Raw genomic sequence first — 26,149 nt, 5'->3', positions numbered from 1 at the left:
GGCATCAGCAACGTGGATTCGGACATGATCAGGAAACGGTGGCTTGCAGCCGCCCTGTTGGGCTTAACTCCGGTCTCTGCCTACGCGCATCCACACATTTTCGTGGAAGCACGCATGGAAGTGCTGGCCAACGACAAGGGCGACTTGACCGAAGTTCGCAATGTGTGGCGTTTCGACGAGTTGTTCTCCTCCAGTGTCCTGCTGGATTTCGATAAAAACACCAATGGCAAGCTGGATGATTCGGAACTTGCCGAACTTGGCGAGACCATGCGCACCTCGCTTGCGGACTTTCACTATTTCACGACAATCACGCAGGACGGAAAGAACATTCCCGTCCTGAAGCCGGATGTCATCCATGTCAGCGTGCAGGACCAGCAGGTACTTGCCTTCTTCGCCGTCAAACCATCGCAGCCGGTTCACCTCAAGGGCCGACTGGCCTTCGGCATCTACGATCCGTCGCTGTATACCTCGATAGATTTTCCCAACGACGCAGATCTTGTCCAGGAAGGAAAACGCTTTGCAGCCTGCAAGCGGCAGGTCGTGCGCCCCAATCCGGATGAGGTGATCTCCCAGAACCAGGCCTCTCTGACCGATGCCTTCTTCAACGATCCATCAGGTACGGACATGACCAAACTGTTTGCAACACGTCTGGAGGTGACATGCTAGGCAAGCGATCCATCGTCATCGCGGGCTGCATCATCCTGGGCGCGGCCATGGTCGCCCACGCGCAATCGCCGCTGGGGGTTGGAACGGCAGAGCCGTCCTTTAACACGGGTGGCTTTCTCGGTCCATTCCTCGGCTGGATCAATGCCTGGCAACAGAGCTTCTATCGAGCGCTGACCGGCTCGCTGAGGGCCATGCGGGAAGACCCATGGGCGCTGAAAACGCTGGTCGGTCTCTCTTTCGCCTATGGTGTTTTTCATGCCGCTGGCCCCGGCCACGGCAAGGCTGTGATCTCCTCCTACATGATTGCGAACGAGACGGCGCTGAAGCGCGGCATCATGATCTCGCTGATCTCGGCCCTGCTCCAGGGCGTGGCGGCGATCGGTCTCGTGGTCGTCGCTTATGTGCTGCTGCGCGGCTCCGGCATTACCATGACCAAGGCTACCTGGGCGATGGAGCTGGCAAGCTTCGGCATGGTGACGCTGTTCGGTCTCTGGTTGCTTGGCCGAAAACTGTATGAACTGCGCCCGCGCTATTCCTCGCTGCCAATTTTTGCCAATGCCACTCCCGGCACTGGCGCAACCGGACTGAATTTTCAGGCAATCGAAGTGGGCCATGATCACGCAGATCTGGCACCCGGCACATACTGTGCTGATTGCGGAGAGCTGCACATTCCCGATCCGGCGGCGCTGAAATCCAAGGATTTCAGCCTGCATGAAGCATGGTCGGCCATGATTGCAGTCGGACTTCGTCCCTGCTCCGGCGCCATCCTCGTCATGAGCTTTTCACTTTTGAACGGGCTTTATCTCGGGGGCGCGCTATCCGTGCTTGCCATGTCGCTCGGCACCGCCATCACCGTCTCGATCCTGGCCATTATCGCCGTTGGCGCGAAGGATCTTGCCGTTCGTCTTGCAGGACCAAGGTCGCGCGGCGCGCGCCTCGTTTCCAATGGAATTGAAGTTTTTGGCGCACTGTTCATCGTTCTGGTGGGCGCTACCCTTCTTGCAGCTTCGCTTCAGGGCAGCATGGTGCAGGGTGGCTGAACCACCGAAGCTTGATCAGTCCTGCTTGCGCTGATGCCGTGCTCTCAGCCAGAAGATGGCGAAAAACGAGAGGACCGCCACGGTGCCGAAGGCAGCTGCAAGCCACGGTGAGAAGTCCGCCAGCCACAGCATGATGGCAGGCATCGCGAAGAACAGCAGCAGAAAGCCGAAGAAGATGACAGCTGCCGCAATAGCGGGCGATTTCTGGCCCTGCCCGCTCATGCTGCTTTTTCCTGAAGTTCGGCCCGGATTTCTTCAAGCCGCCGCTTCTGGTGACCATGGTCATCAAAATTGGATGGATCGAGCCATGCCTCGAAGGCTTTGGCCAAAACCGGCCACTCGGAATCGATCATCGAGAACCAGGCCGTATCGCGGTTGGCCCCGCGCGAAATCATGTGCTGACGGAAAACGCCTTCGAAGGTGAAGCCGTAGCGCACAGCCGTACGCTTGCTCGGCTCGTTCTCGTTATGGCATTTCCATTCGTAGCGCCGATAGCCGAGATCTTCGAACACATGCCGCGCCAGCAGATAATGCGCTTCCGTCGACAGCGGCGAGCGCGTCATGCCCGCACCATGCGCGATGGAACCGACCTCGATGACACCGTTTGCGGGATCAGGACGCATCAACGTTCCCATTCCAACCACTTCGCCATCTTCCTTGTCGCGGAAGACGAGGGTCACGTAACCGAGACGCTTGTTGATATCGTCGATCCAGTCTGCGAACTCGTCCGGCGTCCGATATGTCTTGTTGGGGAAATAGCGAATGAGATCGTTGATCCCCTCCTCGCCACCAAGCGCATCCCATAGGGTGATACGGTGAACTGCCCGCTCGTACGGCTCGGCGATGACATAGCGCCCTTCCAGGCGCACAGGTGCCGGCGCCGGGCAGCCCTTGAAATTCGCAAGATCGCGCATTGTGTTATTCCCCTCACTCTCGGGCTCAAGGCTTAAGCGAGACAGGCGGCAAAAACAACTGCGCTGCATGCCGCACCGCTAGTGGCTATCGAAATTCCGGCATTCGCTCTTGAGGGTGCCGCGAACGGATACAAATGCCGGAATCGAACCACTAGTTTATCCCGAGCGAGAGACGTCGATTACAGGCTGACCTTGGCCGAAGACACCGTTGCCTCGATGTGGTCGATCAGCGGATCCGGCAGTTTCAGCCGACCAGCCAGAAGGTCCAGATAGCCGCGCTCAGCCCTTGTATCCGGATCGATTGCCAGACGGGAGGCGGTGTAGATCTCGACGCGTTGCTCCTCGGTTCGACCAGCGGCCACCAGCGCATCGAGATCGATCGGGTCAGCAAGCTCCTTGGAGAGAAATGCTTCGGCTTCCGCGCCAAGATCGACCTCATGGACCTTCTCCATGATCTTCTGCCGTTCGAAGGCATCGATATGGCCATCCGCCTTAGCGGCAGCAATCATTGCGCGCAGAAGCGTCAGCGCAAAATCATTGCTCAGCGAAGGCGATTCGAAATTGAAGGGAGAACCGGCTGGAGGCTGAAGCGCGGACGGATCCACCGGGCCGGACTGCGGCGCCTTGCCTGACTGGTAATTGCGATAGGCAAGATAACCGAGGCCAGCAACTGCGGCGATGCCGCCAAGCGTTGCGACATTTCCGGCGAGTTTTCGGCCCGTCTTCGTGCCCAATATGGCAGCAGCCAGAGCGCCTGCCTTCAACGGATTGTTGCGAGCAAAGCCGCCCACTTGATCGGCACGCCCCTTGACCGAACCGGAAAGGCCTGGAATTTGCGAGCCAAGGAACTGATCCAGAAGCTTCTTCGCGTCGAACATTGATCTTCTCCCTATTGGTCTTCAGGCAGGAGATAGGAAGCCCGACGCGAAATACAAAGGCGCTTAGCCCTTCAATGCGGCCGCCTCTGATGCCAGTTTCGTGATCCCGGCCCAATCGCCAGCCGATACGAGTTCCTTCGGAGCAACCCAGGATCCACCCACGCAGACCACATTCGGAAGGCCGAGATAGTCGCGAGCATTCTTCAGCGAGATGCCACCCGTCGGGCAGAAGAGCGTTCCGGCCAAGGGTGAGGACAAAGCCTTGAGGTAAGCGGAACCACCAGCCTGCTCCGCCGGGAAGAATTTCAGCACATCATAACCGGCCTCGCGAAGCGTCATCACTTCACTGGCCGTCGCAGCACCCGGCAAGAGCGGCACGGAACTATCCTTTGCCGCAGACAAGACGCCCGGCGCCACGCCCGGACTGACGATAAAGGTCGAACCCGCCTTCACAGCGGCGTCGAAATCCCGACCATTCAGAATGGTGCCGGCACCGACATTTGCGCCCTCGACTTCCGCCGCGACCGCCTTGACAGCATCGAGAGCAGCGGGCGTGCGCATCGTGATCTCGATTGCGCGCAGACCGCCTGCAACGAGCGCCCGCGCAAGAGGAACAGCCGATGCGACATCGTCCACGATCAGAACCGGTACGACCGGCTGTAGCTTGAGAATGGACAGAAGGCTTTCGGTTTTGCTGCTCATCATGGACCTCCCGGAGGATGATTTTGAAACGATTGAAAAACCCTTAGTGCCCCTGCGGCAAGGTGTCGAGCGGAAAAACCGCCTGCTTTCCGTTCTCTCTCTGGTTTGCGCGCCGAGTTTACAATAGGTTGTCGCAACAGACGCAATAGGGAAGCCGATGGCCAAGGAAATCGAGCGAAAGTTTCTGGTTCGGTCCGATGAATGGCGCACCAGAGCGGTATCGAGCGCCAAACTGATGCAGGCCTACATTACCGTGAACGAGGACCGCAATGTCCGTGTCCGGTTGATCGACGGGACGTCAGCCCGACTGACCATCAAGGTCGGGAAAAGCGCGATGGTGCGCGATGAATTTGAGTATGAAATCCCTGTTCGGGATGCGGAAGACCTGACCTCGTCAGCCATTGGAATCGTGATCGAGAAGGTTCGTTACCGCGTCCCCGTCGCAGGCAGGACCTTCGAAATCGATGTCTATGGGGGGTTCTATTCCGGTCTTGTCGTTGCGGAGGTTGAACTGGAAAGCGAAGAGGACCATTTCGAGCGTCCCTCCTGGCTTGGTGACGAAGTAACCGGAGACCGGCGCTATTCGAACATGATGTTGGCTACGAATGATCTGGCATCGGAGTTGATCCATGGCGTTTCGCATCAGGCCCTCTAGATCCTTTCCACAAGAGTTCCGCCGCGTCACGCGCTCTCAGTTGAACGCGGCAATCGAGACGCTGCAACAGCGCGAGCATGGCGTTCATGAGGCTATTCACGCCGCACGCAAGCGCTTCAAACGGGTGCGCGCGCTCTACTGGCTGATCGAACCCGACGCAAAAGAGTTTCGTAATCAGGAGAATGCGCGTATCCGGGATATGGCGAAGGGCTTGTCTGCGGTGCGGGATGCGACCGCGCTGGTCGAGACACTCGATTATCTCCAGTCGATGACGGATCAACCGGACGAACTTCGATCGCTGGCAGAGGTTCAATCATGCTTGCGCGATCGCCGCGACCGGATCGCAAGCGAGGAAGAGCACGACCTGGAGCGAAAGCTGGAAGATGCTGTTGCAACCTGTAACGATGCAATATCAGCGCTTGACGAGCTTGATATCTCTGCGAGCAGGGCAAGAACCGCCCGTCGGCTGGAGCGAGTTTGGGCAAAGCAACTGCGCAAGGCGCAGCGTTCAATTGCCGCCTGCCACGAAACGCGCGCCGAAGACACTTTCCACGAACTGCGCAAATCCGGCCAGATCTACTGGATGCATCTGGCAATCCTGAGAGATCTTTGGCCAACCGCCATGAAAGCAAAGGAAAGCGAAGCCCGAGCGCTCGTCGCGTTGCTTGGCCACGAGCATGATCTCAGCGTGTTGTTGCAGGTGATCAACGAAGACCCGGCGCTCGTGCCGGATAGTGATAGCCTCGCACATCTCTATGCCGCCATTATCCGCAGCCAGCAGTCCCTGCGGGAACAAGCGCTGGACAGTGCAAGCGATGTCTTTGCCGAGGATCCTGCCCGCGAAGCCAGCATTATCGCAACGCTCTGGAGCGACGCATCCGACTGAAGAAGCGCATCTTATCCCAATTCTAGGGTCATGATATTGATGACATAGAGTCAATTTCGTAGCGCTATGGTGTGCTTTTTCGCCTACTGATTTAGGATTTTTTAATTGAGTGGACGCACTCTCCCCCTGGGGAACAACGGGGATTTCGACATTGCTTTCGCGCCGCCTATTCTGCGCTACCACCCTGACGATTGCGGCTTTTGGGCCCGTGGCACAGCCTGTAAAGGCTGCGGGAACGGACACAATCTATTACAATTCCAGCGGCAACAAGGAAAAGACGCTGGGTTTCGAAGTCTTGAAGCTAGCTCTTGAAAAATCTGGAAAATCCTACGCATTGAAACCGTCGCCGGCGGGATATAGTTCGAATGCCGGCATGGTGGATGCCATTGCCAACGGCGCCCAGATCGACATCGCCTGGGTCAACGCATCGAAAGCCGTATCGTCAAAGCTTCTTTCGGTACCCTTCCCTGTCGACATGGGTCTGGGCGGCTATCGTCTCTTTCTGATTGATTCCAGGCGACAGGCAGAGTTCAGTACAGTCCGCAACCTGCAGGGTCTGAAAAATTTCATAGCGCTGCAAGGCACCGGTTGGGCCGATGTGGACGTTTTGCGGAAATCTGATCTGACCGTGCGCACCGGACCGCAGAAAAACCTCTACCGGATGACAATCGGCAAGCGCGGCGATTACTTCGCCAGAGGCGTCAACGAAGCCCTGAACGAACAGGCCAAGCAGGTTGCAGAATTGCCCGATCTTTCAGTCGAAACCTCGCTCGTCCTGCAATATCCCTCAGCCTCCATCTTTTACGTCTCGAAAGCCCGACCGGAACTGCGCGACGATCTGATGCGCGGCCTCGAAGCCGCCTGGAAAGACGGTTCGTTTCAGAAAACCTTCCTGTCGAACCCGGACATAAAGCTGGCGCTGGACAAGGGAAACCTGAAGAGCCGCACCATCATCAAGATCCCGAATCCGAACCTGCCGGAAGACATCCTCGCCATGGACGAGCGCTACTGGTTCAAGCCCTGATCCCGTGCCGCGGGCATCTTTCGTCTTTCATACAGTTCAGGAATTAGACTCATGTTCAAAAGCAAGTCCGTTCGCATGCAGGTCATGCTGCCCTCTCTGGCTATGATCGCCATCGGCTCCATCGCGCTCAGCGGTTATTCGGTCTGGTCGCAGGCCGAGGCACAGCGAGAAATGTTCGATCGCAAGGTCAACCTCACAGCCTCGATGACGACAGCCGGCGCATCCACCGCCCTGTGGCAGTTCGACAAGGGCCTTGCGAAGGAAACCTTTGACCCGGCCACGACGGATGCTGATTTCCGCGCCGCCGTGGTGATGGACGAGACCGGCAAAACCTTCTTCTCGTCGGGAGAAAATGCAGCCGTGGCAGCAGCAGCGAGCCATGCGGCCACGCCGGGCGCCATTACAGAGAACTCCCCTCTGAACTTCTCCGTCGTTCCGTTGAAGCACACCGAAGAAGGAAAGGAAATGACCATCGGCAAGATGGTTCTGGCCTTCGATTCCACCGCCGTGATGCAGGGCATCTGGGCCTCGCTGCTCGGGCAGGCTGCCATTGCGGGCCTGACCCTGCTCGGCTCTGCCATTGCACTTTTCTTCCTGCTTCGGGGCATCACCGATCCGCTGCTGGCGCTTTCGACAGTCATGAAAAAGCTGTCCTCCGGCGCGCTCCAGACGGAGGTTCCCAATCAGCACCGCGCCGACGAGATCGGCGAAATGTCCCGCGCGGTTCAGTATTTCAAGCAAAGCGTCCAACAGGCGAAACAGTTGCAGGAAGATGCCGAACAGAACCGCTCGCAGGCCGAAGAGGATCGTCGCCTGAAGATCGAGGCGGAAAGGCAGCGCATGCAGTCCATGGCACAGGCCAATCAGGCTCTCGCGCTCGGCCTGAGCGCTCTTTCCCGCGGCGATCTCACCGTCCAGATCGAAGAACGCTTGACGCAGGAATACGAAGAACTTCGCACAAACTTCAATCAGGCCGTGGCACAGCTGAGACAAACACTCTCTGTCGTGGTGTCATCTGCCATGAACATTGATGCCGGCACGCAGAACATCGCATCCAACACCAATGATCTGTCGCGCCGCACCGAACAGCAGGCGGCATCGCTTGAACAAACCGCGGCGGCGCTGGATGAAATCACCGCAAACCTGTCTTCTTCCCTGCATCGCACGGAAGATGCCCGTCGCGTCGCAACCGAGGCGAACCAGAACGCCATGCGCTCTGGCGCAGTCGTCGCACAGGCCGTTGAAGCCATGAGCAGGATCGAAGCATCCGCAACGCAGATCTCGAACATCATTGGCGTGATTGACGACATCGCCTTCCAGACCAACCTGCTGGCGCTGAACGCCGGTGTTGAAGCGGCCCGCGCTGGCGAAGCCGGAAAGGGCTTTGCAGTCGTGGCACAGGAAGTGCGCGAACTTGCCCAGCGTTCGGCCAATGCCGCTCGCGAAATCAAGGTTCTCATCCAAAACTCGACAAACGAGGTAGAGGCTGGCGTGCGCCTCGTTTCTGATACGGGCGCTGCTCTCTCAAGCATTGGGCAGTTGATCGTCTCCATCAACGAGCATGTCGGCGCAATCGCCACATCAGCGCGCGAGCAGTCCACCGGACTGGCGGAGATCAATACAGCCGTCAATCACATGGACCAGAGCACGCAGCAAAATGCGGCCATGGTGGAGGAAACGAGCGCCGCATCCACCGCCCTTGCCCATGAAGCGGCACGTCTCAGAGACCTCGTCGTGCAGTTCAGCCTGGAAAACCCCGGTACAGGCATCAGAAACCGTTACGCCGCGTAGCGAAACAAACAGAACGATGGTCCTTCCTGCGAGGGCCATTTTCGTTGACGCTTCAGGGCTTGATGAAAGTCAAAGTGAGGTTGAACCTCGGAATTCCGTTGATTTGCGGGCTCCAAGGGATTATTTCGCCAGTCATGACCGACATCACAAACACCTCCGCAGGCGCGGAACCGGGCTTGTTCCTCGTTGCAGCGCTCTATCATTTCGCCCGCTTCGAAGGCTTCGCGGATTTCCGCGAGCCGCTGCAGAACCTGTGTGATGAAACCGGCGTGAAAGGCACCCTGTTGCTGGCGCGCGAAGGCATCAACGGCACCATTGCCGGAACTGATGCGGCCATTGCAAGCGTACTCTCGTTCATCCGCGCCCGGCCTGAATTTGCGAATCTCGAGCACAAGGAAAGCCGTGCATCCAAGATGCCGTTCCTGCGCATGAAGGTGCGGTTGAAGAAGGAAATCGTGACGATGGGCGTCGAGGATATCGACCCCAACCGGATCGTTGGAACCTATGTCGATCCGAAGGACTGGAATGCGCTCATCTCCGATCCGGAGACGATCCTGATCGATACACGCAACGATTACGAAACGGCAATCGGCATTTTCAAGGGTGCGGTCGATCCACAGACAAAGACCTTCCGCGAGTTTCCCGATTGGGTCCGCAACAATTCCGGCCTGCATAACAAGCCGAAGATCGCCATGTATTGCACCGGTGGCATTCGCTGCGAGAAGGCAACAGCCTTCATGAAGGAGCAAGGCTTCGATGAGGTTTATCACCTCAAGGGCGGCATCCTGAAATATCTGGAAGAAGTGCCGGAAGAAGAAAGCCTCTGGGAGGGCGCCTGCTTCGTCTTCGATGAACGTGTCTCCGTGACACACGGCCTGAAGGAAGGCAATCACAAGCTCTGCCATGCCTGCCGCGAGCCATTGACGCCCGAGCACCGCGCCTCACCACTGTTCGAGGAGGGCGTCTGCTGCCCAAATTGCTACGATACGCGCACGGAAGCCGATCGTGACCGCTACCGTCAACGGCAGAAGCAGATCGCACTGGCCAAAAAGCGCGGCGAAAAGCATCTCGGAAGCTGAACCGGTAGAACCGAACCCTATTCGGCAGCTCGCAGCCTCGGAGGAGTGTCATAAGTCTGGCGGACGATGCGCGTAATCTCCTCTGCGGGGCTTGGTCTTCCAAACAGATAACCCTGCAACAGTTCGCAACCCGCAAGCCTGAGCGCATCCGCTTGTGCACCCGTCTCCACGCCCTCTGCCGTCACTGGCATATCCAGCGCGCGCGCCAGCGCGACCGTTGCATGAAGCAGTTCGGCAGAGCGCTGGTTTTCGGTAATATCCTGAACGAGTGTCTTGTCGATCTTGACCCGGTCGAAGCCGAACTGGCGAAGATAACCCACGCTCGAAAAGCCCGCCCCGAAATCGTCCAGCGCCACGCGAATCCCCATGCCGCGCAGCATTTCAAGCGTCTGGCGGGCACGGGCCGGGTTCTGGATGAAATAGGTTTCGGTCAGTTCCAGAGTGAGCCGCCTTGGTTCGATATCCGCCTCTTGCAGGATCTCTTCCACCCGGCCGACAAAGGCAGGATCACGGAACTGGCCGGGTGATACGTTGACCGAAAGCGTGAGTTCTGGCCATTGGCGCAGTTCGAAACAGGCCGATCTCAAGACGCACATTCCCAGGAGATCGATCAGCCCAGTGCTTTCGGCAATCGGGATAAAGACATCCGGCGAAACAGGTCCATGCCCTTCACGCGTCCAGCGGGCCAACGCCTCCACACCGGCGATCCGGCCATTGTTGGACCGCACGACGGGTTGATAGGCAACGCCAATCTCCTGCCGTTCGATCGCCGCGCGCAGGTCCAGTTCCAGCTGGTTGCGCATTTCCCGCTCATCGTCCATCGACGGATCATAGAGCGTCCAGCGACCGCGGCCGTCTTCCTTCGAGCGATACATGGCCATGTCTGCTCGACGAATAAGTTCCTCGCTGGCAACGAGTCCCTTTCGGGACACGGAAAGCCCGATGCTGCACCCGATGACGGCGACACGCTCGCCAATCACCAACGGCTCACTGAGAAACTCAAGAATACGCTCTGAAAGCTCAGAAGCCTTCTTGTGGACGTCAAAACCGGAAAATGCTAGGGCAAACTCATCTCCGCCAACGCGGGCGAGAACCGTTCTTTCCTGGCAAAGCACTTTGAGGCCGGCAGAAACGCACCTGATCAGAAGATCACCGGTTGCGTGTCCATAGGCGTCGTTGACTTCCTTGAAGCCGTCCAGATCGAGATAGAGAAGCGCGACATCATGGTTTTCATGCTGGGCATGGACCACAAGCTGCTGCAGATCGCTGAAAAGGCCGGCGCGATTGGCAAGGCCGCTGAGGCGATCGGTCAGTGAAAGACGCACGGCGGCGGCCTCGTCCTCACTCAGCCGTTTCAGCGCTTGACTTCCGCTGACAAAAAGAAGCGCCATGTAGATGGCGATCATCAGGACGGCGCACCACACGAGCGGCCGGACCTGCGCAAGACTGGCATCTCCGGGATAGCGCGGAACCCAGGATAATGCTGCCAGATGCTCGCCTTGAGGATTGAAAAGTTCGACGCGATGGGAACTCTGGTCGCTTCCACGTTCCAGCGCAAGACCAGGAAGCACATAGGCCTGCGAAAGGCGCGTGACCGTCGTATCTGTCAGGTGGCGCAGGAAGACGACATAGCGGCTCTCTTCCAGCAGACCGACACGCTCACCGGATTTCTTGCGAATCAGGCCGACAGCCATCGCCGCAATACCGGTCTTTGTCCGGGCAAAGCCAGTTGCTTCCGGATAGTCGGCCTGACGCGTTGACCTTACCCTGTCGAACAGTGTGCGCACGTCTACAGTCATGTACGCGTCAAGTTCGGGCTTGATGTCCTCGCCATTGGCATGGGCCGTCAGCGCATTACCCTGATGATCAAGAATGATTGCTGCATCGAAGAGCTCGCTGTTGAAGCTCATGTCACCGAAGTTGCGCTTGAGCCAATCCAGATCCGGCTGGATATAAGCGAACTGCACGGCATCATCCCAGGCAGCATAATCGTGCAAGGTCGCGGCGAGCTGATCCCGGAAGGTGCGAACAGCGCCGGTCACCGCCTCGCGCGAACGATCCTCATCAAGCTGGTTGGCATAGTGGGCCACGCGATCCAGGGCTGTAAAGACCATAGAAGAAACGCAGATCATCACAGCGCCAAAAATAAGCAACATCGAGCGAACCGCCGATCGTCGATCGACCTTCGCTGCGGAATGCTTGAACTGGGATGAGACAAACCGCATTTATACGCCCTGATACACCCCGAGACTGTGAACGTTAAGCGTTCTATTTTGGTTAAAGTTGATCGCGGACTTTGGTGAAAATTGAACTGAACCGAGCGTCTGAATGGTATGACGTCAATCGGGTCACGATCATCCATTCCGTGGGAGCCCTTAAAGCGCCAAATGGTGCCAGCCACACCTCGCGATGACAGTCGGTATCACGCTGCCAGATTGAAGTTGCGCTCGAACCGCTCGAATGCCGGCTTGGCCAGCACATAACCCTGTATCAAGGATACCCCGAAATCCTGCAGAACCTGCAACTCTCCTGCAGTCTCCACGCCCTCGCAGATCGGTTCGATGCCCAGATCGGCGAGCATGGCCAAGGTATGACGAACAACCTTCCGCTTGGCTTGATCATTATCGATATTGCGGATCAGTTCCATATCAAGCTTGACGAGATCGGGCTGGAACTGCGCCAGAAGATTGAGCCCGGAATAGCCGGCACCAAAATCGTCGATCGCCGTCTTGAAACCCATGCTGCGATAGGCCTTCAGGATCTTGAGAAGATGATCCGGGTCAACACGCTCGTTCTCACAGAATTCGAAAATGATCCGCTCTCGTGGGAATTGGCACTGTTCTGCCGTCTCAAGCGTCATGCGTATGCATGCACGCGGCTCATAGACGGCATTCGGCATGAAGTTGATCGACAGCATTTCCGAAGACCGCGGGTCATAAAGCTTGGCAGCCAGCCGAATGGCGGTGACCCGGCATTTCTGATCGAAGGCATAACGCGTCTTGTCGTCCACGCGCGAAAGCACGCTTCCTGCCCCCGCGCCATCCACACCGCGCACAAGCGCCTCGTAAGCGAAGGGTTGCCCGGTGCGCGTGTTGACGATCGGCTGAAAAGCCATGGAAATATCGAAGTCCAGTCCCTGGCCGTCGCGGCAGCCTGCGCATTGAGCCGACATGAAGAAACCTCCTGTTTGTCAGGATCATTTCATAACTTGATTAAGTAAAATAAAAATAATTACATATCAGATTTAATCTGATTTCCCCTTGGAAACTGAGCCGCAAGAGCTTGATACCAGTATCCGCTCTTCTTGATCGTCCGAACCTGTGTGTCATAATCGACATGAACCAGACCGAAGCGCATACGATAGCCCTCCGCCCATTCGAAATTATCCATCAGGCTCCAGGCGAAGTAACCGCGGAGCGGAATGCCGGCCTGAACGAGATCAGCGGCAACGGTGAGATGTTCGCTGTAGTAATTGAGGCGCATCTTGTCATCTATCGCGCCCTCGACCACATCCGTGTTGTCACAGGCGCCGTTCTCGGTGATGTACATTTCTGGTAGATCGTAGCGATGGTAAAGCTGGGTAACCATGTCTCCCATGGCTGATGGGTATATCTCCCAACCGATATCCGTCTTGGCCTCGTTGACGAAAGGAGCGGGCTTTGTCGCTGGAAACTCTGCACCTTCCGCCGGATCGTCTGACACGCGCATGGGGGTGTAATAGTTCAGACCCCACCAGTCGAGCTTCTGACTGATGACCGCCAGATCCCCCTCTTCGATCACCGGCATGCGATGCCCCAGCGCCTGCATGAAATCGGCTGGATACTCACCCTTGAAGACGGGATCGAAAAAGACACCGTTGTGAAACTGGAAGGCGCGCTCTGCTGCTTGGCCATCTGCTTCGCTCCCGGAGCCCGCAACAACCGCATGGGCATTCAGGACCAGCCCCAGCGGTACATTTGGAGAGACATGGCGGATCGATTCCACCGCCAGCCCATGCGCCAGGTTCGTGTAATGCAGGGCATGAAGGGCTGCATCCATGTTGCGTTCGCCGGGTGCATGAACGCCATAGAGGTGACTGAGCCAGACGGAGCACCAAGGCTCATTGAACGTCGCCACCGCATCGAGCCGGTCACCCAGCCGTGCCATGACAACCTTGGCGTAGCGTTGAAACGCGTGCGCTGTGGAGCGTGCCGTCCAGCCTCCATCGCCCATCAGGGCCAGCGGCAAATCCCAATGGTAGAGCGTTGCGAAGGTCTTGATGCCACGCGCCTTGCAGCCATCGACCAGGCGGTCGTAGAAATCGAGCCCCTTCTCGTTGATGCGGCCGACGCCATCGGGAATGATCCGAGGCCAGGCAATGGAGAACCGGTATCCCGAGACGCCCATTTCCTTGATGAGATCGAGATCTTCCTCAAGCCGATTGTAATGATCGCAGGCAACATCGCCATTGTGCCCTTCATAGACGCGGCCCGGCATGTTGGAAAACGCATCCCAGATCGACGCCTTGCGCCCATCCGCCTTTGTCGCCCCCTCGATCTGAAAGGCAGCCGTTGCAACGCCAAACAGAAAATCGCCCGGGAAACGGGCCGCAAGGGTTTTCGGGTCGATCATCGCATTGTCCTCAGTTTCGGGCAGATGGCCTACGCAATCATTGTCTCTGTCTGTGTAGACGATCAGCGGAAAGGCGTGAAGATCCTGTGCCGTGAGCCAAGATCTTCATCAGAATGGTAAATGGGAAGATCCAGCCCTATTCTACACCTTAACCCAGGCACCGTTCTTTCTTGAGCTTTCGATGCATGCGGTTACGAAGGCTACACCCTTCACACCATCATCGACGGTGGGATAAACCACGGCAGGGTCAACCGCAGCCCCGGAGCGCGCTGCCTGAATGGCGGCTGCCGCTTCCGAATAGATTGTAGCGAAAGCTTCCAGATAGCCTTCTGGATGGCCGCCCGGAATACGGGTCACGCGTGAGGCCGCGGCACCGGCACCCGCACCGCCACGGGTGATCAACTGCTTCGGCTCGCCGAGTTTCGTGAACCAGAGATAGTTCGGGTCGGCTTGCGTCCATTCGATACCAGCCTTGGTGCCGTAGATGCGAACCTTCAGGCCGTTCTCATTACCCGTCGCGACCTGGCTGCACCAAAGAAGCCCCTTTGCACCACCCTTGAAGCGCATCATCACATGCGCATTGTCATCCAGCCGCCGCCCTTCCACGAAGGTGTGCACATCAGCGGCGAGTTCCTCCAGTTCGAGGCCTGAAATGAACGAGCCGAGATTATAGGCATGCGTGCCGATATCGCCGGTCGAGCCACCAACACCGGACTGCGCCGGATCCGTGCGCCAGACCGCCTGTTTTGCACCGGTCTGTTCCACCGGTTCTGCCAGCCAGTCCTGCGGATATTCCATCTGGACGAGCCTCAGATCACCAAGCGCACCCGTTTGCACCAGTTCGCGCGCATGGCGCACCATGGGATAGCCGGTGTAGTTGTGCGTCAGGATGAAGAGAGCACTTGCCTTGTCCGCGGCCTCCTTAAGTTTGCGGGCATCATCCAGATTGGACGTGAGCGGCTTGTCGCAAATGACGTGGATGCCCCGCTCCAGAAAAGCCTTGGCCGCGGCGAAATGCACGTGGTTCGGCGTGACGATGGATACCGCTTCGATCCCGTCCGGTCTTGCCGCTTCCTTGTCGGCCATTTCTTCGAACGACCCGTAGCAGCGATCGGGATCAAGCCCCAGAGCAGCGCCCGATGCTTTCGATTTGTCTGGCGTGGAAGACAATGCTCCCGCCACAAGATCATAGTGGTCGTCCAGACGTGCGGCCATGCGATGCACTGCACCGATAAAGGCGCCCTGCCCGCCACCGACCATGCCGAGACGGATTTTTGCAGACACTGCGTCGGATTTGCTCGCTTCGATAGTCATGAAGTTTCTCCTTGCCGCCCTTGCTTACAGACCCAGCATCCGTCGGTTTGCCGCATCATCAGTTCCGCCGGAGGCAAAGTCATCGAACGCCTTGTCCGTGACCTTGATGATATGAGCCTTGACGAATTCGGCGCCTTCCCGCGCTCCGTCTTCAGAGTTTTTGAGTGCGCACTCCCACTCAACGACTGCCCAACCATCGAAGTCATTGGCCGTGAGCTTGGAGAAGACGGCGCCGAAATCCACCTGTCCGTCGCCGAGAGAGCGGAAACGACCGGCCCGCTCGACCCAGCCCTGATAACCGCCGTAAACGCCCTGGCGTCCGGTCGGGTTGAACTCCGCATCCTTGACGTGGAACATCTTGATCCGGTCTTTGTAGATGTCGATGTTGTCGAGATAGTCGAGGCACTGCAATACATAGTGCGACGGATCATAGAGCATGTTGGCGCGAACATGATTGCCGACACGCTCCAGAAACATCTCGAAGGTCACACCGTCATGCAGGTCTTCGCCGGGATGAATTTCGTAACAAACATCCACACCCTGCTCATCGGCGAAATCAAGAATAGGCTTCCAGCGGCGCGCAAGCTCATCGAATGCCGTTTCAACGAGACCTGCCGGACGCTGTGGCCAAGGGTAGATGAACGGCCAGGCCAGCGCTCCGGAAAAGGTCGCGTGCGCCTTGAGGCCCAGGTGACGCGAGGCCTTCAACGCCATCTTGACCTGCTCTACCGCCCACTCCTGCCTCGCCTTCGGATTGCCACGAACCTCTGGCGCTGCAAACCCATCGAAAGCCTCATCATAAGCGGGATGCACGGCAATCAACTGACCCTGGAGGTGGGTGGAAAGCTCCGTGACCTCAATGCCATTCTCTCGTGCGACGCCCGAAAACTCGTCACAGTAATCCTTGGATTCGGACGCCTTCCTGAGATCGATCAACTGACCCGCCCAGCTTGGAACCTGAACACCCGCATACCCCTTGTCCGCCGCCCATTTGGTGATTCCGTCCCACGAATTGAACGGTGCCGCATCTCCGGCAAACTGGCCGAGAAAAATCGCAGGCCCCTTGATCGTTTTCATGCTAACTCCTCCCTGAGATTAAACTGAAACGTTACAGTGACGGCTATCCGAGTCTTACGCGAATGACAACCACAGATATAAGAGAATACTAATTCTAGCCTTTTTCATAAAGCCGATCAGGACCTGCGTCCATATTGCTCCCCGTCGACGCTCTGACCTGGTACAGCCGTACCAATATGAGAACATGCCATTGTCGCGCCAAAAATTACGATAGATGGTCAGAAATGTGGGTAACTGTATTGTGTCCATGCAATTCAGGCTTTCCAGACTCACCCCATCTCCGATCGGCATCCAGAACTGTACATTTTCGGCACAATCCATAATTTAGCCGAACGTTTGTCCAGAACGCTCCGTAAAGTGTGCTTGCGAAAAACATGAAACTTGCCTGACAAAACCATAGAGTGTAGATGACAGCTCAGTCGATTGATCTCACGCTTACCCGTTAGAATTCTCTAACTTATCCATCAGCTCTTTCGAATTGCGAGATATCAAGGCGGTTAATCACAGGATGAATGCAGCCGGCATTGGAAGGATTATTCTCTACGCGCATGATGTGGACGCCATGGTCGCCTTTTATGCGCACCATTTCGGATTCCGGGCACGCTCGGTCCTCGGCGAAGCCATGACCGAACTCACTCCGGTCGAAGGCGGAACGGTTCTCCTGATCCAGAAAGCCAGTGAGGGGCTGACGCATGGGCAATCAATTCTGGAGCTTGTATTCGATGTCGTTGACGTCGATGATTTCGTGACACGCGCAACGGAGCGCGGGCTCGCCTTCTCGCCAGTGGTCCAGGCTGAAGGCTATCGTTATGCTCGAACCACTGATCCGAATGGCAATACGATCTCCGTCTCCAGCCGCGCCTATATGCCCCGCTGATACGCGAAGAGAGATCATCCTTGCGGATGATCTCCCATGATGCCTGATCAGACGTAGCGATTGACCACGTTTTCCAGAAGTTCCTGCTTGCCGGACTTGGGCTGCGGGTTCACGTTCTGGCTTTCCACGCGGGCGGCAATCGCTTCAAGGCTTTGCTCGCCCCTCAACATGGCTTGATTTTCAGCCTTGTCCCAACCAGCGTAGCGGGAGTTGAGCGGACCGGACAGGGCCTTGTCCTCGATCATCCTGGCAGCGGCCTTGAGGCCGCGTGCGCAGCAATCCATGCCGCCGATATGGCCGATCAACAGATCTTCCGCGTCGAGAGACTGGCGGCGCAGCTTGGCATCGAAGTTCGTGCCGCCGGTCGTGAAGCCGCCGCCGGAGAGAACCTGATAATAGGCCAGCGCCATTTCCGGCACATTGTTCGGGAACTGGTCTGTATCCCAGCCGGACTGGTAATCATTGCGGTTCATGTCGATGGAGCCGAAGATGCCAAGCGCATTGGCAAGCGCCAGTTCGTGCTCGAAGGAGTGACCGGCCAGGATCGCATGGCCCTGCTCGATATTGACCTTTACTTCCTTCTCAAGACCGTAGTTCTTCAGGAAGCCGTAGACTGTCGCCACATCGTAATCATACTGGTGCTTTGAAGGCTCCTGCGGCTTCGGCTCGATCAGGATCGCGCCCTTGAAGCCGATCTTGTGCTTGTATTCGACCACGAGATTCAGGAAGCGGCCCATCTGGTCCATTTCCTTCTTGAGATCCGTGTTGAGCAGCGTCTCATAGCCTTCGCGCCCGCCCCAGAGAACATAGTTCTCGCCGCCGAGCTTCTGCGTGGCGTCGATGCAGGTTTTGACCGTTGCCGCGGCAAAGGCAAATACATCCGGATCCGGATTGGTGGCAGCACCGGACATGTAACGCCGATGCGAGAAGAGGTTTGCCGTACCCCAGAGCAGCTTGACGCCGGTCGCTGCCTGCTTTTCGGCAAAATAATCGACGATCTCGTTCAGGTTCTTGGTATTCTCGGCAAAGCTGTTGCCTTCCGGGCGCACATCCGCATCATGAAAGCAGTAGTATGGCGTACCCAGCAGCTGGAAGAATTCGAACGCCACGTCGGCCTTCAGCTTGGCGGCGTCCATCGTATCCTTGAACCAGGGACGCTCGAACGTATTGCCGCCGAACGGATCCGTACCCGGCCAGACGAATGTATGCCAGTAGGCAACGGCAAAGCGCAGATGATCTTCCATCCGCTTGCCGAGAACCACCTCGTCCGGATTGTAATGGTGGAAGGCGAGCGGGTTGGTGCTTTCCGCGCCTTCATATTTGATCTTCTGGATATTGCCGAAAAAGCCGGTGCTCATGGGTGTTTCCTTTTTGGATCCGTATTAGTTCATTGTGGATTTGATGGCCGGATAGAGCGCGCGGTAGCGGCCATAGGCCTCTTCATAACCTTGAGAGAGCGTGCTCACCGGCTCGACCGTCTCTGCCGTTTGCGGCGCCGTACAAACAGCCAGAGGGTCGGCACCAGTCGCAGCGATCAGGCCGAGACGAGCCGCCCCGAAGGCTGCACCAAAGTCACCGTCCGCCGGAATGTCGACCGGCATGCCCAAGGCCGTCGCGATGGAGGCAAGCCAATAGCGCGAACGCGAACCGCCACCGATGGCCGTGACGCGCTGAATGCTTGTTCCCGCCGATTTGAGCGCCTCGAGACTGTCACGGATCGCGAAGGTAACGCCCTCCATCACCGCTTGCGTCAAGGCAGCACGCGAGGTTTCATGGCCGAGGCCGATGAATGCACCGCGGATCTTCGCATCGTTGTGCGGTGTCCGCTCGCCTGAAAGATATGGCAGGAAGGTCACGCCTGTTGGTGCCTGAAGCGCATCGCCCAGCTCTGCGGAAAGCTCACCCGGCGTCTTGCCGGTGACATGCGAGTGCCAGTTCAGCGCATCGGTCGCCGACAGGATCACACCCATCTGGTGCCACGTGTTTGGCAAGGCGTGGCAGAAGGCATGCACGGCGCTTTCAGGTTTTGGCAAATAGCTACCGTTGGCGGCAAACAGCACGCCGGACGTGCCGAGTGAAACGAAAGCCTGCCCTTCGGATACGGTTCCCATGCCGCAGGCAGAGGCCGCATTGTCCCCCGCTCCGCCCGCGACGACGACGCCCTGAGCCAGGCCCCATTCGGAGACAAGCTCGCTGCGAAGCGTACCGCCAGCTTGCGTACCTTCCACGAGAGACGGCATCTGCTCCTCAGATAGATCGGTCGCAGCCAGAAGCTCGGAGGACCAGCTACGTTTCCCGGTATCGAACCAGCTCGTTCCAGCCGAATCCGACATTTCGGAAATGTGCTCACCAGTCAGCCACAGACGCAGATAATCCTTCGGCAGAAGAACCTTCGCCACTTTTGCGAAAATCTCCGGCTCGTTGTTCTTCACCCAGGCAAGTTTGGGAGCTGTAAAGCCCGGAAACACAATGTTTCCGGTTAGCGCCCGAAAACGCGGATCCGCATCCAGTTTGGCCGCCTCGGCGTAGGAACGGGTATCGTTCCACAAAATGCAGGGACGAAGAACCTGATCGTCAGTGCCGATCAGGGTTGCGCCATGCATGTGGCCGGAAAGGCCGATGCCCTTCACCGCGCTCAAAGCCTTCCCATGGCTTGTCTTCAAGCTGCCAACCGCTTCCTTCGTCGCGCTAATCCAGTGCGAAGGGTCCTGCTCGGACCAGCCGGGGTGAAGACGTGAGACATCAAGCGATGCGTTGGCCGATGCAACCACCGTCTGATCGGCATCGATCAGCATGGCTTTTACACCGGAGGTGCCGAGATCTAGACCAAGAAACATGGTGAGCCCTTCCCTTCTGCCATCACGGCAGATTTTCCTTCAAGAAAATGTCGATGCGAATGCGTTCCTGGGCGATGACGACGCCAGCACCATCCGCCTTTGCCTTCAGCACTCGAATGGCGCTGCGAACCTCGTGACCGGCATCCTGGTTGAGCACCGCATCGATATGGCCAGCCAGCAGGGCCGCGCGCGTAACGGAGGTCAGTTCATGAGCGATGGTGACAGGGCGCCGCCCTTGCGGGAAGGCTGCCAGCGCCCGGATCAAACCGCGATTACCGGCACCGAAACTGTAGATACCTGCAAGATCCGGTTGATCGGCCGCTGCCTGCGCAACGAGCGCCTCGACACGGACCGGATCATCGCCGCCTTCCACCACTGGCAAGAGAACACGCTCGGGAAACTGCTCCTGGAGTACGGACTGAAAGCCTTCCAGACGCTCACGGTGATCCTGCACCTGCAATGAGCCTGCGACAGGCAGGATCGGGCTATCACCACGCCCGAGAAAACGTCCCAGCAGCGTCGCCGCAGTGCGCCCTGCCGCCAGATTGTCAATGCCCGCATAATGGGCGCGGGCAGAATTCGTGAGATCGGAAACAAGCGTTACGGCTGCCAGTCCGCTCTCGGTCAGCCTCTCAAGCGCCTCACGCACCAAGGCGTGATCGATCGCCACGAAAGCAACGCCATCCATCTGCTCCTCGCGAACGGCATCAAGGGCCGAAGCCAGAGCATCGGCATCAAAGGCGGGCACATCGATCAGCTGAATGGAGATACGGTCCTGCGCTGCCCAGCGACGAACCGCTTCCAGTTCGGCACGCAGGCCCATCATGAAGGAATTGTCATTGGCAGGAATGATGAAAGCAAACGTGTAGACCCGGCTTTTGGCAAGGTTTGCAGCCGCGACATCGCGAACGAAGCCAAGCTCGGCAACCGCCGCCTCAACCTTCTCACGGGTGGGCGCGCGAACACCCGGCCGACCGTTCAAAACACGGTCAACGGTCGCAAGGCTGACCCCCGCACGCGCAGCGATGTCGTGAACTGTTGGCTTCATGTTTCCTCCGCAAAAACAGATAGCGGAGGATTTGAGGTACGTAAATCAGAAATTTGGGAAGCTCATGCTTTTTTAGCGTGAGCGCTCGTGAGGGAAAACGAAACGGGGCTGCCGCCAGGGACGACGGCAGCCCCGGTGCTGACGATCCGGTAGGGTCCGGAGGTCAGTGGGCCGCATCTGGAGGCGGTGCGGCCTTGGGACGGGAGATCATCGATACGAGCAGGATCAGGCTACCGAACAGAATGGTCAGGCCCATGAAGACGTCGATGAAGGACATGATAGTCGCCTGTTGGCTGACCATGCCGGAAAGCTTCTTGAGCGCGGCGGTGGTGCCGTCCATGCCATAGGAATTGAAGTTGCCGGCCACATTGTTCATCCACTCCAGCGCCGCCGGATTGCCGAAGTTCACATGCTCGGACAGACGGGCATAGTGAGCGTCGGAGCGCTGGGTCAGCATGGTGTTGATGATCGCAAGACCCACCGCTCCACCCAGGTTACGAGTGAGATTATAGAGGCCCGACGCGTTCTGGATGCGTTGCGGCGGCAGCGTGCCCAGTGCAACGTTGTTGATCGGCACCATGCAGAGCATCAGCGAGCAGCCGCGCAGGATCTGAGGCAGCAAAAGCTCATAGAAATCCCAGTCCGCCGTCAGTCCTGTCATGAGATAGGTGCCGCAGGCAAAGCCGAAGAAGCCGATACCCATCATCGCCCGCGGATCCATCTTGACCGAAAGCCTGCCCGCAATCGGCGCCGTCAGGAACATGGCAAGACCCGACACGAACATGGTTTCCCCGATCATCAGCGCATCATATCCGCGAATACGCGCCAGATAGAGTGGGTAGATGTAGGTCAGGCCATAAAGGCCGACGCCCATGATGAAGGAGAAGAGTGAGCCGAAGGCGAAGTTCCTGTTGGCAAACGCCTTAAGATCCACCACCGGAAACTCCACGGTGAAGGCGCGCCAGAAAAAGAAGACCGCGCCGACTATCATGATAACGGCACTGATCACGATATGCTCGTCCGAGAACCAATCCTTGTTGTTGCCCTCTTCCAACACAAATTCCAGGCAACCGAGGAACAGCGCCATGGAGGCCAGCCCCCACCAGTCGAAGCGCTTCATCAGCGAATGCTCTGGTTTGTCGAAATCGATGAAGCTCCAGGCAAGCAGCGTCACAAAGATGCCGGGTACGATATTCACCAGGAACAGCCAATGCCACGAAAAGGCATTGCTGAGATAGCCGCCTACCGTCGGTCCAATGGTTGGAGCAAGCGTTGCGATCAGGCCGATAATGGGCGACACCACGGAGCGCTTGGACGGCGGGAAGATGGTGAAGGCTGCGGCGAAGACAGATGGGATCATGCCGCCGCCGATAAAGCCCTGCAAGGCGCGGTAGATGATCATCTGCTCGATATTCGTCGCCGTCGCGCACAGCACCGACGCGAGCGTGAAGCCTCCGGCGCAGACCGTAAACAGAACCCTTGTCGACAGGATACGCGCAAGCGTTCCGGACAGCGGAATCATGATGACTTCCGCAATCAGATAGGATGTCTGGACCCAGGCAATCTCATCGGAACCGGCAGAAAGACCCGCCTGGATCTCGGAGAGCGAGGCCGAAACGATCTGGATGTCGAGAATGGACATGAACATGCCGACAACCATCGCGAAGAAAGCAATCAGCTTCCTGCGGTCCATGGGAGGATCGGCGGGCATGGCGCCGGCAGTCGCGGTTATGGCGGCCATGGGAGCTCCTTCACGCAGTCCGGACCCATGCCGGGCTTGAGACTGCAGCAAACATTAGCGGTGTGCGATGCCCGCGAGTGAATCGTGGGCATCGGGAAGGCGGGCTTAGCGGCTTGCCTGCGAGGTTGCGCCTGGGGCGGTGCGAATATCCACATCGGCAATCACGCTGAGGCCTGCACGCAGACGTCCGCTGTCAAGAACGTCTTTTGGAACCGAGATGCGAACCGGAACACGCTGCACGACCTTGGTGAAGTTACCGGTCGCATTTTCTGGCGGCAGCAACGAAAATACAGATCCCGACGCGGGCGACAGCGAAACGACCGTTCCTTCGATCGGCTGGTCATCGAAGGCATCGACGTGAACGCGAACCTTCGAACCCGGCACAATGTGGCCGATCTGCGTCTCCTTGAAGTTGGCGCTGATGTAGAGATCCGACATCGGCACCAAGGACGCCAAACGCTTGCCAGCTGTCACGAAATCGCCGGTCTGAACCGCCAGATTGCCGACCGTCCCATCATAGGGGGCTTTCAGAACTGTGAAATCCAGATCGCGCTTCGCCTGATCAACCGCCAGCTGCTGAAGCTTGACCGTATTGGTCGCTTCATTGCGCTGCGCCTTCAGCAGCTCGATATTGGCCTGTGCCGAGGTGACAGCCGCCTGCCCTGCCTTGAAGTTTGCCTGCGCCTGTTCAAGCGCGATCTGCGCATTATCGAGCTCAGCCGTCGTCCCGACATTTTTGGATGCCAGTTCTGCGGCGCGCTTCTGGGTTATTTCGGCGCCGCGGACCGTCGCCTGAAGCGCACCCAATTGCGCCTGCGCCTGGAGAAGGCTCGCCTCTCCGCCGGTGATCTGGGCATCGATGCGGCTGACGGCAAGGAGCGCGCTTTCAACGTTTGCCTGCGCCTTTCCCACGGCAAGCAGGTAATCGCCCTGATCCAATGTTACCAACGGCTCGCCAGCCTTCACTGCCTGGTTCTCGATAACATTGACCTTCTGGACGTATCCGGAGACCTTCGGCGAAATCACGGCAATATCCGCTTCGACGTAGGCATCGTCCGTCGAGATCAGGAACCGTCCGTCCGTCCACCAGTTATAGCCATACCATCCTCCAGCGCCCAGAAGGGCAAGAACGAGAATCGGCAGCACAGGACTGCGTTTTTTCTTCTTGGCCTCGCCAGACTTCGTCGCCGCCTGCCCCGCATCTGCAGTAGGCTTTTCGGCAGCAGGCGCACCCGGCTTGGGCTCGGAACGCTGCTCCGTCTTGTCCTTGGTTTCTAGGTCTTCGGAGCCGTTGGGGGACACGACGCGGAGAGGACCATTATTGGAAGGCGAGGTCATTGCTATCACCGTAGCTGGATGAACGATCAGATCGAACCGATCGGTTTAATGTCGCTTGACATAAAACGTTCCAACCGACATATCAAGAGCAATCGAACCGATCGGTTCGAAAAGGTTAAGATTTTGGATCGCGCATGTCTGAAAAACCCTACGTGGCCTGTGAAACCCCGGTTCAGTCCGGGCGATTTGCAGCCGGAGAAGATCCGGCCAAGCGTGAACAGATCCTGGATGGCGCAAAGCGCGTTTTCATGACTGTCGGCTTTGACGCCGCCAGCATGAACGACATCACACGCGAGGCAGGTGTTTCCAAAGGAACAATCTACGTCTATTTCGATGGGAAAGACGATCTGTTTCGCGCCCTCATGGAAAGAGAGCGCGGCAACATCGCTCGCTCCATGCAGGACGTTCTGGACGGTCAGACCGATGCGGCCGAAGGTCTTCAGCGCTTCGCGTCTGCCTTTGCCGCGCATATCACACGCGATGAGACGGTTTCGGCGATGCGAACGATGATCGGCGTGGTCAACCGCATGCCGAAACTCTCGAAGCGTTTTTTCAACGCGGACAGCCTGAACGTGCGCTCTGTTCTGGAGGATTTCATCAGTCGACAGGTAGCGGAAGATAGGCTCGCCGTAGACGATGTTTCGATGGCGGCGCGCCAGTTCATCGACCTTGCGACAGGCACGTTCTTCAAGCTTCGCCTTTTCGGCGATATGAGCGAGGCGCCGGATCAGCAGGAAATCGATTCCGTGGTATCAGCCGCAGTACGTGTTTTCATGGCGGCCTATGGAAAAAAATCTCAATAGAGATTGGAATAAGCGTCATACCCCTTGCGTAAACAGCGGTTCCGGCTTGATTAAGCTGGTTGCTCTCCTACACTTCGTCAGCCGGTTCTCCATTACGGCGCAAGGGAAATCAGTTCATGCAAGATATAATGATGCTCGTACAGGACCCGGCCGCATGGGTCGCCCTGGTCACGCTCGTGGTCATGGAGGTTGTACTTGGTATCGACAACCTCATTTTCATCTCGATCCTGACCAACAAGCTGCCACCGGAAAACCGGGAAAAGGCGCGCAAGATCGGCATTGGTTTGGCACTCGTCATGCGCCTCGGCCTGCTCGGCACCGTTGCCTGGATCGTTCAGCTCACCAATCCGGTGTTTGAACTCTTTGGCCATGGCTTTTCCTGGAAGGATCTCATCCTGATCGCCGGTGGTCTGTTCCTGGTCTGGAAGGCGACGAAGGAAATTCACCACAGCGTCGACCCGATCGACCACAAGGAAGATATGGTCGGAGGCGCTGCGGCCATGAGCTTCAGTGCAGCCATTGGTCAGATCCTTCTGCTCGACCTTGTCTTCTCCGTTGACAGCATCATCACCGCCGTTGGCATGACCCCGCATCTGCCGATCATGGTCATCGCCGTTCTGGCAGCCGTAACCGTCATGCTGGTAGCGGCGAACCCGCTCGCCAACTTCATCGAGAAAAACCCCACCATCGTCATGCTGGCGCTGGCGTTCCTTCTGATGATCGGCACCACGCTGATTGCCGAAGGCATGGGCTTCCACGTGCCCAAGGGTTATATCTACGCGGCCATGGCCTTCTCGGCACTGGTGGAAGTTCTCAATATGGTGGCGCGAAACGCCCGCCAGAGAAAACTCAAGCGATAGTTTGCAGC

The 26,149-nt window shown here is 57.7% G+C and carries 24 protein-coding genes; 10 read left to right on the top strand and 14 right to left on the bottom strand.

What is annotated here, in order from left to right:
* Window positions 1–24 precede the first annotated feature (24 nt).
* Window positions 25–666, top strand: a complete 642-nt coding sequence (locus E8M78_RS01930) for a DUF1007 family protein (RefSeq protein WP_137133459.1) — start codon at window positions 25–27, stop codon at window positions 664–666.
* Window positions 660–1,706, top strand: a complete 1,047-nt coding sequence (locus E8M78_RS01925) for a nickel/cobalt transporter (RefSeq protein WP_137133458.1) — start codon at window positions 660–662, stop codon at window positions 1,704–1,706. The genes E8M78_RS01930 and E8M78_RS01925 overlap by 7 nt, the downstream gene beginning before the upstream one ends.
* A 15-nt stretch (window positions 1,707–1,721) precedes the next feature.
* Here E8M78_RS01925 and E8M78_RS01920 read toward each other — a convergent pair whose 3' ends face one another.
* From E8M78_RS01920 to E8M78_RS01905, 4 genes are all read right to left on the bottom strand, one after another.
* Complete coding sequence (locus tag E8M78_RS01920; RefSeq protein WP_137133457.1) at window positions 1,722–1,928, bottom strand: hypothetical protein; 207 nt, start codon at window positions 1,926–1,928, stop codon at window positions 1,722–1,724.
* Window positions 1,925–2,620: a GNAT family protein gene (locus E8M78_RS01915; protein ID WP_137133456.1), complete on the bottom strand. Its 696-nt coding sequence runs from the start codon at window positions 2,618–2,620 to the stop codon at window positions 1,925–1,927. Before E8M78_RS01915 ends, E8M78_RS01920 begins: the two co-directional genes overlap by 4 nt.
* Before the next feature lie 179 nt (window positions 2,621–2,799).
* Complete coding sequence (locus E8M78_RS01910) at window positions 2,800–3,498, bottom strand: tellurite resistance TerB family protein (RefSeq protein WP_137133455.1); 699 nt, start codon at window positions 3,496–3,498, stop codon at window positions 2,800–2,802.
* Between the two features lie 63 nt (window positions 3,499–3,561).
* On the bottom strand, window positions 3,562–4,200 hold the full coding sequence (locus E8M78_RS01905; protein ID WP_137133454.1) for a 2-dehydro-3-deoxy-phosphogluconate aldolase: 639 nt from the start codon (window positions 4,198–4,200) through the stop codon (window positions 3,562–3,564).
* 157 nt (window positions 4,201–4,357) lie between these two features.
* On the opposite strand from E8M78_RS01905, the gene E8M78_RS01900 reads away from it, so the two are divergent.
* The 5 genes from E8M78_RS01900 to E8M78_RS01880 all read left to right on the top strand — a co-directional run bounded on the left by E8M78_RS01900 (window position 4,358) and on the right by E8M78_RS01880 (window position 9,635).
* Window positions 4,358–4,855 carry a CYTH domain-containing protein gene (locus E8M78_RS01900; RefSeq protein ID WP_137133453.1) on the top strand — a complete coding sequence of 166 codons (498 nt, stop codon included), beginning with the start codon at window positions 4,358–4,360 and terminating at the stop codon, window positions 4,853–4,855.
* Window positions 4,830–5,741, top strand: coding sequence for a CHAD domain-containing protein (locus E8M78_RS01895; RefSeq protein WP_137133452.1), 912 nt, complete (start codon window positions 4,830–4,832; stop codon window positions 5,739–5,741). Before E8M78_RS01900 ends, E8M78_RS01895 begins: the two co-directional genes overlap by 26 nt.
* Window positions 5,742–5,850: 109 nt before the next feature.
* Entirely contained in the window at window positions 5,851–6,765 is a 915-nt protein-coding gene (locus tag E8M78_RS01890) for a hypothetical protein (RefSeq protein ID WP_137133451.1), read from the top strand.
* Window positions 6,766–6,816: 51 nt separating this feature from the next.
* Window positions 6,817–8,556: a methyl-accepting chemotaxis protein gene (locus E8M78_RS01885; protein ID WP_137133450.1), complete on the top strand. Its 1,740-nt coding sequence runs from the start codon at window positions 6,817–6,819 to the stop codon at window positions 8,554–8,556.
* Window positions 8,557–8,690: 134 nt separating this feature from the next.
* Window positions 8,691–9,635, top strand: a complete 945-nt coding sequence (locus tag E8M78_RS01880) for a rhodanese-related sulfurtransferase (RefSeq protein WP_137133449.1) — start codon at window positions 8,691–8,693, stop codon at window positions 9,633–9,635.
* Between the two features lie 17 nt (window positions 9,636–9,652).
* On the opposite strand, the gene E8M78_RS01875 is transcribed toward E8M78_RS01880, so the two are convergent.
* The 5 genes from E8M78_RS01875 to E8M78_RS01855 all read right to left on the bottom strand — a co-directional run bounded on the left by E8M78_RS01875 (window position 9,653) and on the right by E8M78_RS01855 (window position 16,637).
* Entirely contained in the window at window positions 9,653–11,791 is a 2,139-nt protein-coding gene (locus tag E8M78_RS01875) for a bifunctional diguanylate cyclase/phosphodiesterase (protein WP_246658193.1), read from the bottom strand.
* Between the two features lie 266 nt (window positions 11,792–12,057).
* Window positions 12,058–12,807, bottom strand: coding sequence for an EAL domain-containing protein (locus E8M78_RS01870; RefSeq protein WP_137133447.1), 750 nt, complete (start codon window positions 12,805–12,807; stop codon window positions 12,058–12,060).
* A gap of 59 nt (window positions 12,808–12,866) precedes the next feature.
* Complete coding sequence (locus tag E8M78_RS01865) at window positions 12,867–14,246, bottom strand: GH1 family beta-glucosidase (protein WP_137133446.1); 1,380 nt, start codon at window positions 14,244–14,246, stop codon at window positions 12,867–12,869.
* Between the two features lie 141 nt (window positions 14,247–14,387).
* Complete coding sequence (locus E8M78_RS01860) at window positions 14,388–15,560, bottom strand: Gfo/Idh/MocA family oxidoreductase (protein ID WP_137133445.1); 1,173 nt, start codon at window positions 15,558–15,560, stop codon at window positions 14,388–14,390.
* A gap of 24 nt (window positions 15,561–15,584) precedes the next feature.
* Window positions 15,585–16,637 carry a sugar phosphate isomerase/epimerase gene (locus E8M78_RS01855; RefSeq protein WP_137133444.1) on the bottom strand — a complete coding sequence of 351 codons (1,053 nt, stop codon included), beginning with the start codon at window positions 16,635–16,637 and terminating at the stop codon, window positions 15,585–15,587.
* Window positions 16,638–17,145: 508 nt separating this feature from the next.
* Here E8M78_RS01855 and E8M78_RS01850 point away from each other — a divergent pair.
* Window positions 17,146–17,514 carry a VOC family protein gene (locus tag E8M78_RS01850; protein ID WP_137133443.1) on the top strand — a complete coding sequence of 123 codons (369 nt, stop codon included), beginning with the start codon at window positions 17,146–17,148 and terminating at the stop codon, window positions 17,512–17,514.
* A 47-nt stretch (window positions 17,515–17,561) separates the two neighbouring features.
* On the opposite strand, the gene xylA is transcribed toward E8M78_RS01850, so the two are convergent.
* From xylA to E8M78_RS01825, 5 genes are all read right to left on the bottom strand, one after another.
* A complete protein-coding gene (xylA, locus tag E8M78_RS01845) occupies window positions 17,562–18,872 on the bottom strand; it encodes a xylose isomerase (RefSeq protein WP_137133442.1) in 1,311 nt (436 codons plus the stop codon).
* Window positions 18,873–18,896: 24 nt separating this feature from the next.
* Window positions 18,897–20,351, bottom strand: coding sequence for a xylulokinase (gene xylB, locus E8M78_RS01840; RefSeq protein ID WP_137133441.1), 1,455 nt, complete (start codon window positions 20,349–20,351; stop codon window positions 18,897–18,899).
* Window positions 20,352–20,373: 22 nt separating this feature from the next.
* Window positions 20,374–21,399 (bottom strand): LacI family DNA-binding transcriptional regulator, encoded by a 1,026-nt coding sequence (locus E8M78_RS01835; protein WP_137133440.1) that lies wholly within the window; start codon window positions 21,397–21,399, stop codon window positions 20,374–20,376.
* A gap of 163 nt (window positions 21,400–21,562) precedes the next feature.
* Window positions 21,563–23,140: a DHA2 family efflux MFS transporter permease subunit gene (locus tag E8M78_RS01830; protein ID WP_137133439.1), complete on the bottom strand. Its 1,578-nt coding sequence runs from the start codon at window positions 23,138–23,140 to the stop codon at window positions 21,563–21,565.
* Window positions 23,141–23,245: 105 nt separating this feature from the next.
* Window positions 23,246–24,478, bottom strand: coding sequence for an HlyD family secretion protein (locus E8M78_RS01825; protein WP_137133438.1), 1,233 nt, complete (start codon window positions 24,476–24,478; stop codon window positions 23,246–23,248).
* Window positions 24,479–24,612: 134 nt separating this feature from the next.
* Here E8M78_RS01825 and E8M78_RS01820 point away from each other — a divergent pair, with 134 nt between their 5' ends.
* Both E8M78_RS01820 and E8M78_RS01815 read left to right on the top strand, forming a co-directional pair.
* Window positions 24,613–25,281 (top strand): TetR/AcrR family transcriptional regulator, encoded by a 669-nt coding sequence (locus E8M78_RS01820; protein WP_137133437.1) that lies wholly within the window; start codon window positions 24,613–24,615, stop codon window positions 25,279–25,281.
* Between the two features lie 116 nt (window positions 25,282–25,397).
* Window positions 25,398–26,141 (top strand): TerC family protein, encoded by a 744-nt coding sequence (locus E8M78_RS01815; protein ID WP_137133436.1) that lies wholly within the window; start codon window positions 25,398–25,400, stop codon window positions 26,139–26,141.
* Window positions 26,142–26,149 lie beyond the last annotated feature (8 nt).

This window comes from Rhizobium sp. FKY42 (assembly GCF_005222835.1).
Classification (GTDB): Bacteria; Pseudomonadota; Alphaproteobacteria; order Rhizobiales; family Rhizobiaceae; genus Neorhizobium.
The sequence above is the reverse complement of the archived record's forward strand: the minus strand, read 5'-3'. Positions and strand labels throughout refer to the sequence as shown.